Here is a 16,703-nt window from a genome sequence, read left to right as displayed (position 1 = left end):
ATGTCGTCGCGGACCTTGGTTTGTAGTGGTTTCGCAGGGGGACCATCGAATGAACCAGTGCCTACGCTCGCTCGCGTGTGTCGTTGCCGTGGCCGCCCTGGCCCTCCTTCCCACCGAACTGGCAGCGAAGAGCAGTCACAAATCATCCGCGTCGAAGAAGACGCACCTCGCGAAGGCCGGCAAGCAGCGTCATGCTGCGAGCGGCAAGCACGGCAAACATGCCGAGGCCAGGCGCAAGTCGAAGAAGCGGGACGAGGAGCCCGCGGACAAGCCCGCGCCGCCGGCGCTGACGGGCGACCTCGCCGCACTGAAAGATGCCATCGACTTCGCACGCAAGGGCAAGACCGACGACGCGAGCGCGGCGCGCGACCGCATTGCCGACCCGGCCGGACAGAAGGTCGCCGACTGGTTCATGCTGCGCCATTCCGAGAGCACGGCGCCATTCAAGCGCTACGCCGCCTTCCTCGCCGCCAATCCGGATTGGCCGAGCGCCGCGCTGCTGCGCAAACGCGCCGAGGCGCGGCTGTGGCAGGAGAAGAGCGATGCGGCCACCGTGCACGCTTTCACGATGGACCGGCCGACCAGCGCCAAGGGCAGTTTCGCACTCGCACGCGTGCTGCTGGCCGAGGGCGACAGCGACCGGGCCACGCGCCTCGTGCGCGCAGCATGGCGCTCGGAGGAACTGTCCGAACGCAGCGAGGAGGATTCCTACGAAGCGTTCCACGACCTGTTGCGGCCGGAGGATCATCGCGCCCGCATGGACAAGCGCCTTGGCGCCAAGGATTATGCCGGTGCACGGCGCGCCGCAAAGCGCCTCGGCGAGGATGCGCTCGCCATCGTCAAGGCCTGCGCCGCGGTCAACGGCAAGTCCAGCAAGGCCAAGGATTATCTCGACGACGTCGCGGCCGATGCGCGCCGCGATCTCGGCTATGTCCTGTGCCGCGCGCAATGGCATCTGCAGAAGGACCACATCGACGATGCCGCCGAAGTGATCCTGGCCGCTTCGCCCGACACCATGGGGGCCCAGGACACCGATGCGTGGTGGCGCGAGCGCCGCCTGCTCGCGCGCAAGCTGCTCGACCAGGGCAAGCCCAGAACCGCCTACGACGTGGTGCGCGCGGCCGCGGTGCCGGCGATGGAGGTCTATCGCGTCGACTACCATTTCATGTGCGGCTGGATCGCGCTGCGCTATCTCGACGATCCCAGGACCGCGATGGCGCATTTCGCTGCGATCGACGAAGGCTCGGCCAATCCGATCGCGCTGTCGCGCGCCCATTACTGGCGCGGCCGTGCGGCCGAGGCCATGGGGGCGACCGCCGACGCGCGGCAGAGCTACAAGGCAGCCGCGCGCTATCCGACCGCCTATTACGGCCAGCTCGCCCGCGCACGGCTCGGCCTCGAGGGGCTGGAGCTGCGCGCGCCCTCGCCCGTGCTGGCCGCGGCCGACACACTGCCTGCGGACGAGCGCGTGCGCGCCGCGGACATGCTGTATGGCATCGGGGAACGCGACGTGGTGCTCTACTACGCCGAGGATTTCGCCAAGGAGAGCACCGACGTCGCTGCCCTCGAAGCGCTCGGCGAGCTCGCCAGGCAGCGCAACGACGCCCGCGTCATGCTGGAGGTCGGCAAATCGGCGTTGGCGCGTGGGCTTGCGCTCGACCATTACGCCTTCCCGACCATCGGCATCCCCGAGCACAAGCAGGTCGCGCCCGCGATCGAGACCAGCGTGATCTATTCGGTGGCGCGCACCGAGAGCTCATTCGACCAGCGCGACAAGTCGTCCGCCAACGCGGTCGGCTTGATGCAGGTGACGCCGGAAGCCGGCCGCGACACCGCCAAGCGCTTCGGCGTGACCTATGACTGGGACAAAATGGTCTCCGACCCCGTCTACAACACGCAGATGGGTGCGGCCGAGCTCAGCGCGCTGCTGTCGGAATATCGCGGCAACCAGATCATGACCTTCGCCGGCTACAATGCCGGTCGCGGCCGGGTGCGCGAATGGGTGCAGGCGCACGGCGATCCCCGAGATCCCAAGGTCGATCCGGTCGACTGGGTCGAGCGCATCCCGCTGTCGGAGACGCGCAACTACGTCCAGCGCGTGATGGAGAACGTGCTGGTCTACCGGGCGCGGTTCGAGGGCAGCGGCGCGGTCGCCGGCAAGACCGACCAGCGTGTCGTGACGCAGGATGCCACCGCCAGGGCGACGCCGGTGGGGTTCAGGGGAGCGGAGTAGAAGCGGACCGGCCTCAATCCACCTTGATGTTCGCCGCCTTGATGATCGGCCACCACTTCGCGATCTCGGCCTTCTGTCTGATGCCGAGCGCCTCCGGGGTGAGCTGGTCCTTGGGTGTCATCTCCAGGCCCTGGCTTTCGAGCTGCTTCTTCACGGCCGGATCGTTGAGCGCTTCCACGGCGGCCGCGTTGAGCTTCGTGACGATGTCCTTCGGCGTGCCCTTCGGCACCCACAGGCCCGACCACAGCGTCATGTTGAAGCCCTTCAGGCCCGCTTCATCCGCGGTCGGGATGTCGGGCGCGGAGGCCAGGCGCTTGCTGTCGGTGATGGCATAGGCGCGGATGGTGCCGGCGCGGACCTGATTGATGGAGTTGGAGGTCTGGTCGACGATGATATCGATCTGGCCGGCGATGAGGTCGTTCAGCGCGGGCGCCGTGCCGCGGTACGGCACGTATTGCAGCTTGACGCCGGAAACGCTCTCGAAATAGACGCCGGCGATGTGGCTGCCGGAGCCGGCGCCCGCCGTGCCCGCGGTCGGCGGCGACGGTCGCGACTTCAGCCACTCCACCAGCTCCTTCAGCGATTTCGCCGGCACCGCGTTCTTGCTGACCACGATCATCGGGTTGCTCGGCAAGAGCACCACCGGCTCGAGGTCGGTGACGAGATCGTAATTGAGCTTGTAGACCGCGCCGTTGGCGACATGGGTGCCGAGATGGCCGAAGGAGATGGTGTAGCCGTCGGGCGGCGAGTGCACGGCGCGCCCCACCCCGATCGAGCCGCCGGCGCCGGTGACGTTCTCGATCACCAGCGGCTGGCCGAGCGACTGACGCATGCGCTCGGCGAGCACGCGCGCCATTGCATCGGACGGACCGCCGGCCGCAAAAGGAACGATGATGGTGATGGGATGAGAGGGATAATCGTCGGCGCGCGCGGCGCCGATGAAAGCGAGAAGTCCGATCAGCCCGGCCCAGGCGGCCTTTTTCATTGTCTGCTCCCCAGCGATGCGTTTTTGTTCTTGTCTCTTCCCGCGTACGGGAAGAGGGCTCATTCGTGAAGAGACGTGTTGCCGCGCTTAAAACTGCGAAAAATCGATCGGCTTGTGGCGATCGAGCGTGCGGGTGACTGGCGGCAGCGGGTATTTCAGGCCGGTGGCGCAGTTGAACAGCATCACGCGGTCATCCTTCGAGACGCGACCGTCCGCAAGGCTCTCCTTGTAGGCGGCGTAAGTCGCGGCACCCTCCGGGCACAGCAGCAGCCCCTCCTCGCGCGCGACCTCGTTGAGCGCCGACGAGATCTTGTCGTCGTCGACCGCGATCGCAAACCCCTTGCTCTCGCGCACGGCGCGCAAGATCAGGAAGTCGCCGATCGCCTGCGGCACGCGAATGCCCGATGCGATGGTGTGCGCGTCTTCCCAGCGCGTGGCGTGCTCGGTGCCGGCGTCATAGGCCCGCACCATCGGGGCGCAGCCGGAGGCCTGCACAGCGACCATGCGCGGGCGCTTCGATCCGATGAAGCCGATCTTCTCCAGCTCGTCGAACGCCTTCCACATGCCGATCAGGCCGGTGCCGCCGCCGGTCGGATAGAAGATCACGTCGGGCACGTCCCAGCCGAGCTGCTCGGCGAGCTCGAGGCCCATCGTCTTCTTGCCTTCGATGCGATAGGGCTCCTTCAGCGTGGAGGTATCGAACCAGCCGACCTTTGCCTTGCCTTCGCCGACGATCTTGCCGCAATCATCGATATAGCCGTTGACGCGATAGACCGTCGCGCCCTGCAGCTCGATCTCGCTGACATTCACCTCGGGCGTATCGGCCGGGCAGAAGATCGTGGTCTTGATGCCGCAAGAGGTCGCATATGCTGCGAGCGCCGCGCCGGCATTGCCGTTGGTCGGCATCGCCATGTGCTTGATGCCGAGCGCCTTGCCCATCGACACCGCCATCACGAGGCCGCGTGCCTTGAACGAACCGGTCGGCAGGCGTCCCTCGTCCTTGACGATGATCTCGCCGCCGCCGAGCTTCTTGCCGAGCTTGGGCAGGCGGATCAGGGGCGTCGTGACTTCGCCGAGCGAGACGATGTCCTTGCATTTGCGCACCGGCAGCAGCTCGCGGTAGCGCCACAGGTCGCCGGGGCGCTGCGCCAGAGCGTCCTTCGTCAGCGCCTTCTTCACGCCGGCGAGGTCGTAGCGCACGAGCAGCGGCTTGCCGGCCTTGGAGAGGTTGTGGACCTGATCGGCCGCGTAGTGATCGCCTTCCATGGCGCATTCGAGATGCGTGACGAAGGTCGGACGCTCGATGGTGAGGTTGTCGTTGTCGTGCATGGGATGATTTCCTTCTTATTTTGAGAACGGCTCTCCGTGACGGCGGCGGGCGCCGCCCTCACCGGTCAAATATTCAACACCCGCCCATAGGCATCCAGCACGGCTTCCTTCATCATCTCAGACAGGGTCGGATGCGGGAACACCGTGTGCATCAGCTCTTCTTCCGTGGTCTCCAGGTTCATCGCGACGACGTAGCCCTGGATCAGCTCGGTGACCTCGGCGCCGACCATGTGGGCGCCGAGCAGCTGGCCGGTCTTCTTGTCGAAGATCACCTTGACCAGGCCCTGGTCCTCTCCGAGCGCGATAGCCTTGCCGTTGCCGACGAAGGGGAAGCGGCCGACGCGGATCTCGCGGCCGCTCTCCTTGGCCTTGGCTTCCGTCAGGCCGACGGAGGCGACCTGCGGATGGCAATAGGTGCAGCCCGGGATCATCAGCTTGTCCATGGGATGCGGATGCAGGCCCTTGATCGCCTCGATGCAGATCACGCCCTCATGCTCGGCCTTGTGGGCGAGCATCGGGGGACCGGCGACGTCGCCGATGGCGTAGATGCCGGGAACGTTGGTCTTGCCGTAGCCGTCGATCACGATGCAGCCGCGATCGGTCTTCACGCCGAGCTTCTCGAGGCCGAGATTCTCGATGTTGCCGACGACACCCACAGCCGAGATCACCCGCTCGAACTCGGTGGTAACAGGCTTGCCCTTGCCGTCGTCGATGGTGGCAACGACGCTGTCGGCCTTCTTCTCCAGCTTCGTCACCTTGGTCGAGGACATGATCTTGATGCCCAGCTTCTCCAGCCGCTTGCGGGCGAGGCCTGCAATCTCGGCGTCCTCGACGGGCAGGATCTGCGGCAGCACCTCGACCACGGTGACGTCGGACCCCATGGTGTGGAAGAACGAGGCGAACTCGATGCCGATCGCGCCGGAGCCGACCACCAGCAGCGACTTCGGCATCCGCTCCGGCACCATCGCCTCGAAATAGGTCCAGATCAGCTTCTTGTCGGGCTCGAGGCGCGGCAGCACGCGCGGCCGCGCACCGGTGGCGACGATGATGTGCTTGGCCTGGTAGGTCCCCTCGCCCAGCGAACCCTTCGGGCCCTCGACGTCTGATTTCTTCACGGTGATCTTGCCGGGCGCGTCGATCGAGGCGGCGCCCCAGATCACGCTGACCTTGTTCTTCTTCATCAGGAAGCCGACGCCGTCGTTCAGCCGCTTGGAGACGCCGCGCGAACGCTGCACCACCGCCTTCGGATCGAACGACACCTTCTCCGCCGACAGGCCGTAGTCCTTGGCGTGCTGCATGTAATGGTAGATCTCGGCCGAGCGCAGCAGCGCCTTGGTCGGAATGCAGCCCCAGTTCAGGCAGATGCCGCCGAGATAGGATTTCTCGACGATCGCGGTCTTGAAGCCGAGCTGGGCGGCGCGGATCGCGGTGACGTAGCCGCCGGGACCGGAGCCGATGATGATGACGTCGAAGGATGTGTCGGCCATGGCGGCTCCCGTTCAACTCAAGACGCGACGCCGCGGGCGCGGCGATTGATGATGTAAGTTCTGACGAGCCATTCGAGGAGAATGGCCGCCGTCATGACGGCGAAGATGGTGAGCGTGATCGGCGCCCAGATGTTGCGTGACAGCGCCTCACCGGCCAGGAAGGCTGACACAACGATGTCGCGGCCCAGCGGGCTGAGGGTCGCTACCAGCGAGATCAACATCGAGATCCAGGGCCAGCGCGTCGTCATGCGCCATCTCAGACCATCATCATGACGGGGTTTTCGATCAGCTGCTTGAACGCGCCGATCAACTCGGCGCCGAGCGCGCCGTCGATGGCGCGGTGATCGCAGGACAGGGTGACGCTCATCATGTGCGCGATCTCGATCTTGCCGCCGCGCACGACCGGCCGCTCCTCGCTGGTGCCGACCGCGAGGATGGTGGCGTGCGGCGGGTTGATCACCGCGGTGAAGTGGCTGATGCCGTACATGCCGAGGTTGGACACGGCGGTGGTGCCGCCCTGATATTCCTCGGGCTTCAATTTTCGGGAACGCGCGCGCGCGGCGAAATCCTTCATCTCGTTGGAGATGGTCGAGAGCGTCTTGGTCTCCGCCTTGCGGATGATCGGCGTGATCAGGCCGCCGGGCATCGCCACGGCAACGCCGACGTCGGAATGGTGATGCTTGACCATGCCGCTTTCCGTCCAGCTGACATTACAGTTCGGGATCTTCTGCAACGCGACCGCCATCGCCTTGATGACGAAGTCGTTGACCGAGATCTTGTAGAGCGGCTTCTTCTCCTTGTCCTTCGGAGCCGCCGCATTGATCTCCTCGCGGGCGGCGAGCAGCTTGCCGATGTCGCAGTCGATGGTCAGGTAGAAGTGCGGGACGTTCTGGATCGAGGCGGTCAGGCGCTGCGCGATGGTGCGGCGCATGCCGTCATGGGGGACCATGTCGTAGGAGCCCGGCTCGAACAGCGACAGGATCTGCTTGTCCGACATGGTCGGCGCGATCGAGGGCGCGCCGTCGGACGGCACCGCGGCGGGCGCCTTGAGGCCCTTGCCGGATTTGGCCTGCTCGACGTCGCGCGCGACCACGCGGCCGTGCGGGCCGGTGCCGGTGACCATGCCGACATCGATGCCGGCTTCCTTGGCAAGACGCCGCGCCAGCGGCGACGAGAACACGCGGCCGGCATGGCCGTTGCTCTGCGTGGCCGGTGCAGCGGCTTGCGGCGCCGGAGCCGCAGCGGGAGCCGGCGCAGCCTTGGGCGCAGCTGGCGCAGGAGCCGCAGCGGGAGCCTCCGCAGCCTTGGGCGGTGCGGCCGAAGCGCTCGGCTTGGCGCTGCCAGCGGCCTTTACGTCCTCGCCTTCGCCGGCGAGCACCGCGATCACGTCGTTGACCGGCACGTCCTGCGTACCCTCGGGCACGAGGATCTTGGCGATCGTGCCCTCGTCGATGGCTTCGACCTCCATGGTGGCCTTGTCGGTCTCGATCTCGGCGATGACATCGCCTGACTTGACCTTGTCGCCTTCCTTCTTCAGCCACTTGGCGAGGTTGCCCTTCTCCATCGTCGGCGAAAGAGCGGGCATCAGGATGTTGATGGGCATGCTGACCTCACGAAGAACTTCTCAAAACGTCGCCCCCGAAAGTGAGGACGAACAGACCAGGTTTAGTTGCCGATGTCGCCCTGCCACAGGCGCTCATTGGCAGGGATGGAACGCCAATTCTTCATCATGGTGATGGAGCGGTCGTCGGCAAGGTCGATCCAGGCAATCCCGAACTTGTCGAGAATGTCCTTGGATCCCGGAAAGGTGACGGATTCGCCGATCACCACCAGCTTGACCTTGAACAGAGCGAGCGCGCCGGCACACATCGAACATGGCGACAGCGTGGTGTACATGACGGTGTCGTGGAACGAGATCGCGCCGGCTTCGCGCAGGCAGCTCATCTCGCCGTGCAGGATCGGATTGTTCTCCTGCACGCGGTTGTTGTGGCCGCGGGCGATGATCTCGTCGCCGCGAGTCAGCACGGCGCCGATCGGCAGGCCGCCTTGCGCGATCGAGGCCTCGGCCTCGCGGATCGCCTCCAGCATGAAATCGTAGTGGTGAGCTTCGATCGCCACGGTCAGTGCCCCTTCCCGCGCGGCGTCGTGGTGCCGGTGTCGGTGGGACGCTCGATCTCGGCCTGGAACATGTCGAGGATCCGGTTCAGCGCGTCCTCCTCGGTGTATTCGCTCTCGCGCGCATAGGCACGCGCGGCGTGGCGGGCGAGATCGACGAGCAACAGGCCCCACATGTCGGGCTCCTCGAAGGCGCGCTGGAATGCCATCGACAGCCCGCCATCCAGCACGAACACGCGCAGGATCTCGACCGCATCATCGCGGGTCATGACGTCGGGCGGCAGTGGCTGCTCCTTCGGGCCTGCCATGGCCTACCTGTAGCAGACGGCTTTGGCGGCCTCGACGACTTCCGCCGCCGAGGGCAGCGCCAGCTTCTCCAGGTTCGCGGCATAAGGCATCGGCACGTCCTTGCCGGAGACGCGCGCAACCGGCGCATCCAGATAGTCGAAGGCGTTCTCCATGATGCGCGCGGCGATCTCGGCGCCGACGCCGCTCTGGGCCCAGCCCTCTTCCACCGTGACCGCGCGGCCGGTTTTCTTGACCGAGTTGATGATAGTCTCGGTGTCCATCGGACGCAGCGTACGCAGGTCGATCACCTCGGCTTCGATGCCCTCCTTGGCGAGTTCGTCGGCGGCCTTCAGCGCATAGGTCATGCCGTTCGACCAGGAGATGATGCTGACATGGCTACCGGAGCGGACGATGCGCGCTTTGCCGATCGGGATCACGAAGTCGTCGAGCTTCGGGACTTCGCCGGTATGACCGTAGAGCACCTCGTTCTCGAGGAAGATCACCGGATTGGGATCGCGGATCGCGGCCTTGAGCAGGCCCTTGTAGTCGGCGGCGGAGAACGGCGCGACCACCTTGAGGCCCGGGACGTTCGAGTACCAGGCCGAGTAATCCTGGCTGTGCTGGGCAGCCACGCGCGCAGCCGCGCCGTTGGGGCCGCGGAACACGATCGAGCAGCCCATCTGGCCGCCGGACATGTACAGCGTCTTGGCTGCGGAGTTGATGATCTGGTCGATCGCCTGCATGGCGAAGTTGAAGGTCATGAACTCGACGATCGGCTTCAAGCCGGTCATTGCGGCGCCGACGCCGACGCCGGCAAAGCCGTGCTCGGTGATCGGAGTGTCGATGACGCGCCTCGCGCCGAACTCCTGCAGCAGGCCCTGGGTCACCTTGTAGGCGCCCTGATATTCGGCCACCTCTTCGCCCATCACGAAGACGTCGGGGTCGCGGCGCATCTCTTCGGCCATGGCGTCGCGGAGCGCTTCGCGGATGGTCTGGGTGATCATCGCGGTGCCTGCAGGCACCTCCGGATCCGGCTCGGCGACGGCCTGCGGCGCCGGTGCCGCCTTGGCCGCAGGCGCCTCGGCCTTCGCAGCGGCGGGCGGCGCGGACTCCGCAGCCTTCGCGGCCGGTGCAGGCGCTTTCGCAAGATCGGCGGCGCTCTCGCCGTCGGCGAGAATGGTCGCAATCGGCGTGTTCACCGCGACGTCGGCGGTCCCTTCCGGGATCAGGATCTTGCCGAGCGTGCCCTCATCGGTCGCCTCGACCTCCATGGTGGCCTTGTCGGTCTCGATCTCGGCGATCACGTCACCGGACTTGATCGTCTCACCCTCTTTTTTAAGCCACTTGGCGAGGTTGCCCTTTTCCATCGTGGGCGACAACGCGGGCATCAGCACTTGAATTGGCATATCGACTCCAAAAGAAAGCTTGCGCGCGTTTAGCGGTAAACGTCGGTCCAGAGCTCGGCGGCATCCGGCTCTGGATCATGCTGGGCAAAGTCGGCGGAGGCATTGACGATGTCGCGAACCTCGGCGTCGATCGCCTTGAGGTCGGCCTCGCTCACCTTGGCCGCAAGCAGGCGATTGCGCACCTGCTCGATCGGATCCTGGTCGTGACGGACCTTTTCGACCTCCTCGCGCGTACGGTACTTCGCAGGATCGGACATCGAGTGGCCGCGATATCTGTAGGTCTGCATCTCCAGGATGAAGGGACCCTTGCCGGCGCGGCACCAAGCCGCCGCCTCCTCGCCCGCGGCCTTGACGGCGCGGACGTCCATGCCATCGACCTGCTTGCCGGGGATATTGAACGAAGCGCCGCGCTTGGAGAAATCCTGCTGCGCCGAAGCGCGCGAGACCGCGGTGCCCATGGCGTAGCGGTTGTTCTCGATGACGTAGATCACCGGCAGCTTCCAGAGCTCCGCCATGTTGAAGCTCTCATAGACCTGGCCCTGGTTGGCCGCGCCGTCGCCGAAATAGGTGACGCTGACATTGCCGTTGCTGCGATAATTGTTGGCGAAGGCAAGACCGGTGCCGAGCGAGACCTGAGCGCCGACGATGCCGTGACCGCCGTAGAAATGCTTCTCCTTGCTGAACATGTGCATGGAGCCGCCCTTGCCCTTGGAATAACCGCCGCGGCGGCCGGTGAGCTCGGCCATGACGCCGTTGGCCTCCATGCCGGTGGCAAGCATGTGACCGTGGTCGCGATAGCCGGTGATGACCTGATCGCCCTGTTTCAGGGCCATCTGCATGCCGACCACCACGGCCTCCTGGCCGATATAGAGATGGCAGAAACCGCCGATCGCACCCATGCCGTAGAGCTGGCCGGCCTTTTCCTCGAACCGCCGGATCAGGAGCATGTCGCGAAGCGCCTTCAGCTCTTGCTCCCTGGTGAACTCCGGAGGCGAACCGCCGTTGGTTTTGTCCTGCTCAGCGCTTGCGGCGGCTTTCTTGGGTGCGGCCATGGGAATTCCGGGTCAGAGAAATCTAAGTCCTCTCTAACCTAACTCAATCGCGTGTGAAAGCACTGCAGCGGCATGCCACGACTTTCATTATGCCGCACTGCAACGTGGCCGAAATTTTGCAAAACCTTTGGCGCCGATCAGGCAACATTTGCTCCGCAAGAACGAGAGCTCTGCACGCAGACGAGGCAACGACATCGGCCACGCATAACTCGGGCGTTGAGCCCCGGTGCGTGTCCGATTCGAATGGCCGGGCCTACCAGCCCAGCTCGCGCAAATACGCCGTGCGGGCGGCAACGCCGGTGTGCGTGAAGTCGGTGAAGACCCCATCGACGCCGAGCCGGAAAAATTTGAGATATTCCTGGACGGGATCGGCGTGATAGTCGGCCGCCAAATATTTCTTCTCGTTCCGGAACGTGAAGACGTGCACGAACAGGCCGAGCTTGTGTGCGTCGGCGATCAGGCTGGTCGCCTGCTTTGTCGAAGCGTCCGGCGTCGATCCCTTGTACGGCGAGCCGTCGGCGTTGGCGTCCTTCCACAGGGCGATCTTGAGCGGGACGATATAGGCCTTCCACGGACCGATGCCGTCGGCATAGGTCTTGATCTCGGCAAGGCCCTCGGGCGTCAGCATCGCATCGTAGAGGCGCGCATCACCCGCAGCCGTCCAGTCGAACGGACGGGAATTAGTGATGTTGTTGAGCAGGACCTTGCCGGTTTTGAAGTCGATGCCGTTGCCGTCGATGAGCTGGACCTGTCGGGCCTCAAGGCCATGGCTGCGCATGTATTTCAGGCTGCCGGGCTCGAAGCTCTGGACGAAGATCGGGGCGTCCTTGGTGTTGAGGCCGTTGTCCTTGATGATCTTGATCAAGGCATCCTCGAGCGGATGGCTGCCCGGCACACCACAGCCACTGGCGATGGCCTGCGCATTGTTCCAGGTCGGGTTCTTGGTCTCCGGGTAGACCAGGATGGTCCGCCCGGTCTCCTTGCTCTTGGCCTTGGCGATATCGAGGATCTCCTGGAAGCTGATCACAGGGAATTTGCCGTTGAACACCTTCGGCCGCTCGTTGGCCGCATCGTAGGTGGTGCCTCCGATCCACTCCCTCAGCTCGGCCATGGTGAAGTCGGTGATCGACCAGTCGTTGGTGTGATCCTCACCGTCGACGATCAGTGACTTCAGCACCGATTTGGGATCGGCGGAATCGGTGAGATCGACGAGGTAGTCGGCGGGCGTGCCGGCGGCAGCCGGTGCCTTGACGCGCACACCTGATACCGTGCGCTTGCGGGCTGCGACCGCCGCATTGGTCTTCGCCACCTCGGCCACGTTGGTGTTGTCGGCCAGCCACGGATTGTGGCGCGCGACCAGGACGCAATCCTTGGTGAGGTGCAGGTCTTCTTCGAGCGCATCGGTTCCGAGCGCTGCAGCGAGGTCGTACGAAGCCTCGGTTTCTTCGGGCACGAGGCCGGGCACGCCGCGATGTCCAAGGATCAGCGGCGCCTTGCCATCAACGGTCAAAAAGGGCTTGGCGCTGGCCGCTGTCGTCTGCGCGAGGGTCATCGACGGCGCCAGCAACGCCAGCGCTGCCGCGCCCAGCATCGCTCCAGCTTGCATCTTACGCTGATTGTTCGTCATGGCCCCACCTCCGTCTGTGCCTGGCATCGCGTCGTGCGCGATCGGGCTGTCGTCTTGTCTCAATTCTCTGACAGACGAATGACGAAGGATCGAACAGTCACGGATGTGCACGGGCGGCGCCGCTGTGGCGACGCCCGTGCCTGCTCGATCAGAAGAAGCCGAGCTTCTTCGGGCTGTAGCTGACCAGGAGGTTCTTGGTCTGCTGGTAGTGATCGAGCATCATCTTGTGGGTCTCGCGACCGACGCCCGATTGCTTGTAGCCACCGAATGCGGCATGGGCGGGATAGGCGTGGTAGCAGTTGGTCCAGACCCGGCCGGCCTGGATCGCCCGGCCGAAGCGGTAGCAGCGGTTGGCATCGCGGCTCCAGACGCCAGCCCCGAGGCCATAGAGCGTGTCGTTCGCGATCGCGAGCGCTTCGTCATCGGTCTTGAAGGTCGTGACCGAGACGACGGGCCCAAAGATCTCCTCCTGGAAGATCCGCATCTTGTTGTTGCCTTCGAACACCGTCGGCTGGACGTAGAAGCCGCCCGACAGATCGCCGCCGAGTTCGGCCCGTCCGCCGCCGGCCAGCACCTTGGCGCCCTCCTGCTTGCCGATGTCGATGTAGGAGAGGATCTTCTCCAGTTGCTCGCCAGAGGCCTGCGCGCCGATCATGGTATCGGCCGCGCGCGGATCGCCCTGCTTGATCGCCGCGACGCGCTTCAGCGCCCGCTCCATGAAACGGTCGTAGATGTCGGCGTGCACCAGCGCCCGGCTCGGACAGGTGCAGACCTCGCCCTGGTTCAGCGCGAACATGACGAACCCTTCGATCGCCTTGTCGAAGAAATCGTCGTCCTCGGCGGTGACGTCCTTGAAGAAGATGTTCGGCGACTTGCCGCCGAGCTCCAGCGTGACGGGGATGAGATTCTGGCTGGCATATTGCATGATCAGCCGACCCGTCGTGGTCTCGCCGGTGAAGGCGATTTTTGCAATGCGCGGGCTGGATGCGAGCGGCTTGCCGGCTTCGAGGCCGAAACCGTTGACGATGTTGAGCACACCGGGCGGCAAGAGATCGCCGATGATCTCGGCCCAGACCATGATCGAGGCCGGCGTCTGCTCGGCGGGCTTGAGCACCACGCAATTGCCGGCGGCAAGCGCGGGCGCGAGCTTCCAGCAGGCCATCAGCAGCGGGAAGTTCCAGGGAATGATCTGGCCGACCACGCCGAGCGGCTCATGGAAATGATAAGCGATGGTGTCGTGATCGATCTCGCCGATCGAACCTTCCTGGGCGCGGACCACGCCGGCGAAATAGCGGAAATGATCGATGGCGAGCGGCAGGTCGGCGGCGCGGGTCTCGCGGATCGGCTTGCCATTGTCCCAGGTTTCGGCGACCGCGAGCCGCTCAAGATTTTCTTCCATGCGGTCGGCGATGCGATTGAGGATCGCTGCGCGCTCGGCGACGCTGGTCCGTCCCCAGGCGCCCTTGGCGGCATGGGCGGCGTCGAGGGCCGCGTCGACGTCCTGCGCGTCGGAGCGCGCGATCTTGCAGACGATCTTGCCGGTCACCGGCGAGGCGTTGTCGAAATATTTGCCGGCCAGCGGCGCCACGAACCTGCCGCCGATGAAATTGTCGTAGCGTTCGGCGAAGGGATTCTGGGTGACGCCGAGGAATTCCACCTTGTTCATTGATCACTCCCGATGTTGATGTTTGCGCAAATCGTCGTGTGCTCACGACTTGCGCCGACGATCTCGCGGGAGGTGTTTTCTGTCAGCCCGGGTGGATGCGATGGCGGGACGGACCTGTCGCAGTTCTGCGACAGTCAGTGCTTGAGCTCGAACCGCTTCAGCTTCCGGTGCAGCGTGGCGCGGCTGACGCCGAGGGCCTTGGCGGCGGCCGACACATTGCCGCCGGCGCGAAGCAGCGCCCGCTGCAGCACCGCGCGCTGACCGCCGGCGAGATGGTCTTGCGCGGGTTCGCCGCCGAGAAGGTCGGCTGCCGGCATCGGCTGCAATGGCCTGCCCGGCGCAATCCCGAGCGCTGCGCGTGCGGTCCGCGTCGCACCGATCACGAGATCGTCCGCATCGACCGCGACGAGGCCGACGGACTGGCCGTCCGGCCCCTGCGTCAGCACGATGCGGGCATCGGCGAAGGCGCGGCGAAACAGGTCCGCCTCGATGCGCCTCGCCGCCTCACCGGCCGCGAGCGCGATCAAGTTCGAGAACGCATCGGTGCGGTCGGCGCGGCAGGACGAAACGTCGAGCACGCCGGCAAAGGCCGCCTCGTGGTCGTAGATCGGAACGGCGGTGCAGCTGAGCAGCGTGTTGCGGGTGAAGAAATGCTGGTCGCGATCGATCGTCAGCGGCCGCTGCTCGACGACGCAGGTGCCGATGCCGTTGGTGCCCTCGTGCTCCTCGCTCCAGAGCGCACCGGTCCACAGGCCCCAGGATTGAAAGGTCGCATCGTCGGCCGGCGTGCCACGGCGGTCCACCGGAACCCCCTCGCCGTCCGCGAGCAGCACGCAGCAACCGGCCGCACCGACCGCCTGATAGAGCCGGTCCATGGCGCCCTGCGCGGCGGCGAGCAGCGGCGCGATGCGCTCGCGCGCCTGTCGAAGCTCGACGTCGCTGAGCCGCAGCGGCGCGCTGCAACCGCCGGGATCGAGATGATGCAATCGGGAGGAACGGCGCCACGAGGCCACGAGCGCGGACCGAGCCGCCTGGCCTGATGCGATGGCGGCTTCGACACGAGCCGCGTGATGCCGGGGCATTGACCCATCCATCACCGTTTCCTCCGAAAAGCAGTCTAGGCGGCGCCCCTCGCAACCCGATTGATCTCCGTCAACCTTTCGCAGCCATGGCGCCCGGACAAGCAATCTCCCCTGGCCATGCCGACGTCAAGGCGGCGGCCCGGTCGCGGCTCTACGACCTTCGGAATAGTCCGGGCGGCTTTCGTATGTGGCGGAAAGCGCTAGTTCTGCGGGATCATCCGAACCAGATCGTGCGGATTGACGTAGTCGAGCTGGAACCGGGCTCGTTCATCCAGCATGTCGGGGTCGATCTTGTCGGTGCGGAGCAGCGAGACGCGCTGCTCGCTGCGGGTGCGCTCGCGCTTGAGCTGGGCGAGCTCGCTGGTCAGCGCGATGATCTCCTGGTCGAGCTCCTGGCGGGCGTTGAGGCCGTACTTGCCGGTATAGGCGTTGACGCCGAAATAGCCGACGATGGCGGCCGCCATCGCATAAAGGGCGAGACCGGTCAGGATCGATTTGAGGCGGGCGCGGGAGACCATTTTGGCAGGATGGGCCAGCTTGGTTAAGGGAGTGCTAATTTAGCCAAGCCGTCATTCCGGGGCGGTGCGTAGCATCGTCAGGTGCGCAATTGCGCACCCGCGACTGCGGAGATTCCGGGTTCGGCTCTTCGAGCCGCCCCGGAATGACAAGTCCATCGGCTGGTTATTCGACCTCAGCCGTGATGCTTGGCAACATGCGCCGCAAACGCGTCGACATACGCCTGGAGCACGCCCTTCAGCGAGTCCTTGGTCAGGTTGCCCTCGGCATCGAACGCGTCGCCGACCGCGTTCAGATACGTCTCGGGCTGCTGCATGATCGGGCCGGCGATGCCCGGCAGGATGTTCTGGAGCGTCTTGGCGGCGCTGACACCACCGAGCGGGCCCGGCGAGTTGGAGATGATGCCGACCGGCTTGCCGTTGAACGAGCTCTTGCCATAGGGGCGCGAGGCGACGTCGATGGCGTTCTTGAGCACGCCCGGGATGGCGCGGTTGTATTCCGGCGTCACGAAGATGACGCCGTCGGACTTCTGGAGCTTTTCGCGGAAGGCGAGCCAGTCGGCCGGCGGCGCGCCCTCGAGATCCTGGTTGAAGAACGAGATGCCGGCGAGGGTGATGACCTCGAGCTTGAGCGAGGCCGGCGCGAGCTTGACGAGCGCATTGGCGATCTTCAGGGAGAAGCTCTCCTTGCGCAGGCTGCCGGCGATCACGACGATGTTGTAGGCCATCAGATTATCCTTGGTTTGTCTTGAAACCTCGAGGGGGAAGTGCCGGGCGGCACTTAAGCGATCCGGGTCGATGGATGCAAGTGCATGAACCGATCCGATTTGGAAACGCTGAGTTTCGCGAAAGCAGATGGTCGCCCGAAACAATCAGGCCGCCAAGCGGCGGCCCGATCTTTCGTGCACTCTGAAAGCC

15 protein-coding genes are annotated in these 16,703 nt (G+C 65.2%); 1 reads left to right on the top strand and 14 read right to left on the bottom strand.

Annotated features, from left to right (window positions below):
- Nucleotides 1–49 precede the first annotated feature (49 nt).
- The gene (locus QY049_RS01580; protein ID WP_301268678.1) at nt 50–2,233 is read left to right on the top strand and encodes a lytic transglycosylase domain-containing protein; all 2,184 of its coding nucleotides are present in this window, start codon (nt 50–52) and stop codon (nt 2,231–2,233) included.
- A 13-nt stretch (nt 2,234–2,246) separates the two neighbouring features.
- Here QY049_RS01580 and QY049_RS01575 read toward each other — a convergent pair whose 3' ends face one another.
- From QY049_RS01575 to QY049_RS01510, 14 genes are all read right to left on the bottom strand, one after another.
- On the bottom strand, nt 2,247–3,218 hold the full coding sequence (locus QY049_RS01575) for a tripartite tricarboxylate transporter substrate binding protein BugD (RefSeq protein ID WP_194475707.1): 972 nt from the start codon (nt 3,216–3,218) through the stop codon (nt 2,247–2,249).
- Between the two features lie 87 nt (nt 3,219–3,305).
- Nucleotides 3,306–4,547: a threonine synthase gene (locus QY049_RS01570; protein WP_194475706.1), complete on the bottom strand. Its 1,242-nt coding sequence runs from the start codon at nt 4,545–4,547 to the stop codon at nt 3,306–3,308.
- Between the two features lie 65 nt (nt 4,548–4,612).
- Nucleotides 4,613–6,034, bottom strand: a complete 1,422-nt coding sequence (gene lpdA / locus QY049_RS01565) for a dihydrolipoyl dehydrogenase (protein ID WP_301268677.1) — start codon at nt 6,032–6,034, stop codon at nt 4,613–4,615.
- A 17-nt stretch (nt 6,035–6,051) separates the two neighbouring features.
- Nucleotides 6,052–6,282 carry a hypothetical protein gene (locus tag QY049_RS01560; RefSeq protein WP_301268676.1) on the bottom strand — a complete coding sequence of 77 codons (231 nt, stop codon included), beginning with the start codon at nt 6,280–6,282 and terminating at the stop codon, nt 6,052–6,054.
- 8 nt (nt 6,283–6,290) lie between these two features.
- A complete protein-coding gene (locus QY049_RS01555) occupies nt 6,291–7,637 on the bottom strand; it encodes a pyruvate dehydrogenase complex dihydrolipoamide acetyltransferase (RefSeq protein ID WP_301268675.1) in 1,347 nt (448 codons plus the stop codon).
- A gap of 62 nt (nt 7,638–7,699) precedes the next feature.
- The gene (locus QY049_RS01550) at nt 7,700–8,152 is read right to left on the bottom strand and encodes a nucleoside deaminase (RefSeq protein WP_194475702.1); all 453 of its coding nucleotides are present in this window, start codon (nt 8,150–8,152) and stop codon (nt 7,700–7,702) included.
- Nucleotides 8,153–8,154: 2 nt separating this feature from the next.
- Complete coding sequence (locus QY049_RS01545; protein WP_008547332.1) at nt 8,155–8,457, bottom strand: DUF5076 domain-containing protein; 303 nt, start codon at nt 8,455–8,457, stop codon at nt 8,155–8,157.
- Between the two features lie 3 nt (nt 8,458–8,460).
- Nucleotides 8,461–9,843, bottom strand: coding sequence for a pyruvate dehydrogenase complex E1 component subunit beta (locus QY049_RS01540; RefSeq protein ID WP_194475701.1), 1,383 nt, complete (start codon nt 9,841–9,843; stop codon nt 8,461–8,463).
- Between the two features lie 29 nt (nt 9,844–9,872).
- Nucleotides 9,873–10,895, bottom strand: coding sequence for a pyruvate dehydrogenase (acetyl-transferring) E1 component subunit alpha (pdhA, locus tag QY049_RS01535; protein WP_258766777.1), 1,023 nt, complete (start codon nt 10,893–10,895; stop codon nt 9,873–9,875).
- 253 nt (nt 10,896–11,148) lie between these two features.
- Complete coding sequence (locus QY049_RS01530) at nt 11,149–12,522, bottom strand: glycerophosphodiester phosphodiesterase family protein (RefSeq protein ID WP_301268674.1); 1,374 nt, start codon at nt 12,520–12,522, stop codon at nt 11,149–11,151.
- A 148-nt stretch (nt 12,523–12,670) separates the two neighbouring features.
- Entirely contained in the window at nt 12,671–14,188 is a 1,518-nt protein-coding gene (adh, locus tag QY049_RS01525) for an aldehyde dehydrogenase (RefSeq protein ID WP_301268673.1), read from the bottom strand.
- Nucleotides 14,189–14,322: 134 nt separating this feature from the next.
- Nucleotides 14,323–15,282 (bottom strand): GAF domain-containing protein, encoded by a 960-nt coding sequence (locus QY049_RS01520; protein WP_258766774.1) that lies wholly within the window; start codon nt 15,280–15,282, stop codon nt 14,323–14,325.
- Nucleotides 15,283–15,470: 188 nt separating this feature from the next.
- Nucleotides 15,471–15,788 carry a septum formation initiator family protein gene (locus QY049_RS01515; protein WP_194475697.1) on the bottom strand — a complete coding sequence of 106 codons (318 nt, stop codon included), beginning with the start codon at nt 15,786–15,788 and terminating at the stop codon, nt 15,471–15,473.
- A 173-nt stretch (nt 15,789–15,961) separates the two neighbouring features.
- On the bottom strand, nt 15,962–16,513 hold the full coding sequence (locus QY049_RS01510; protein WP_301268672.1) for an NADPH-dependent FMN reductase: 552 nt from the start codon (nt 16,511–16,513) through the stop codon (nt 15,962–15,964).
- Nucleotides 16,514–16,703 lie beyond the last annotated feature (190 nt).

This window comes from Bradyrhizobium sp. WYCCWR 13022 (genome assembly GCF_030435535.1).
GTDB lineage: Bacteria > Pseudomonadota > Alphaproteobacteria > Rhizobiales > Xanthobacteraceae > Bradyrhizobium.
This window is presented reverse-complemented; position numbering and strand designations above follow the sequence as displayed.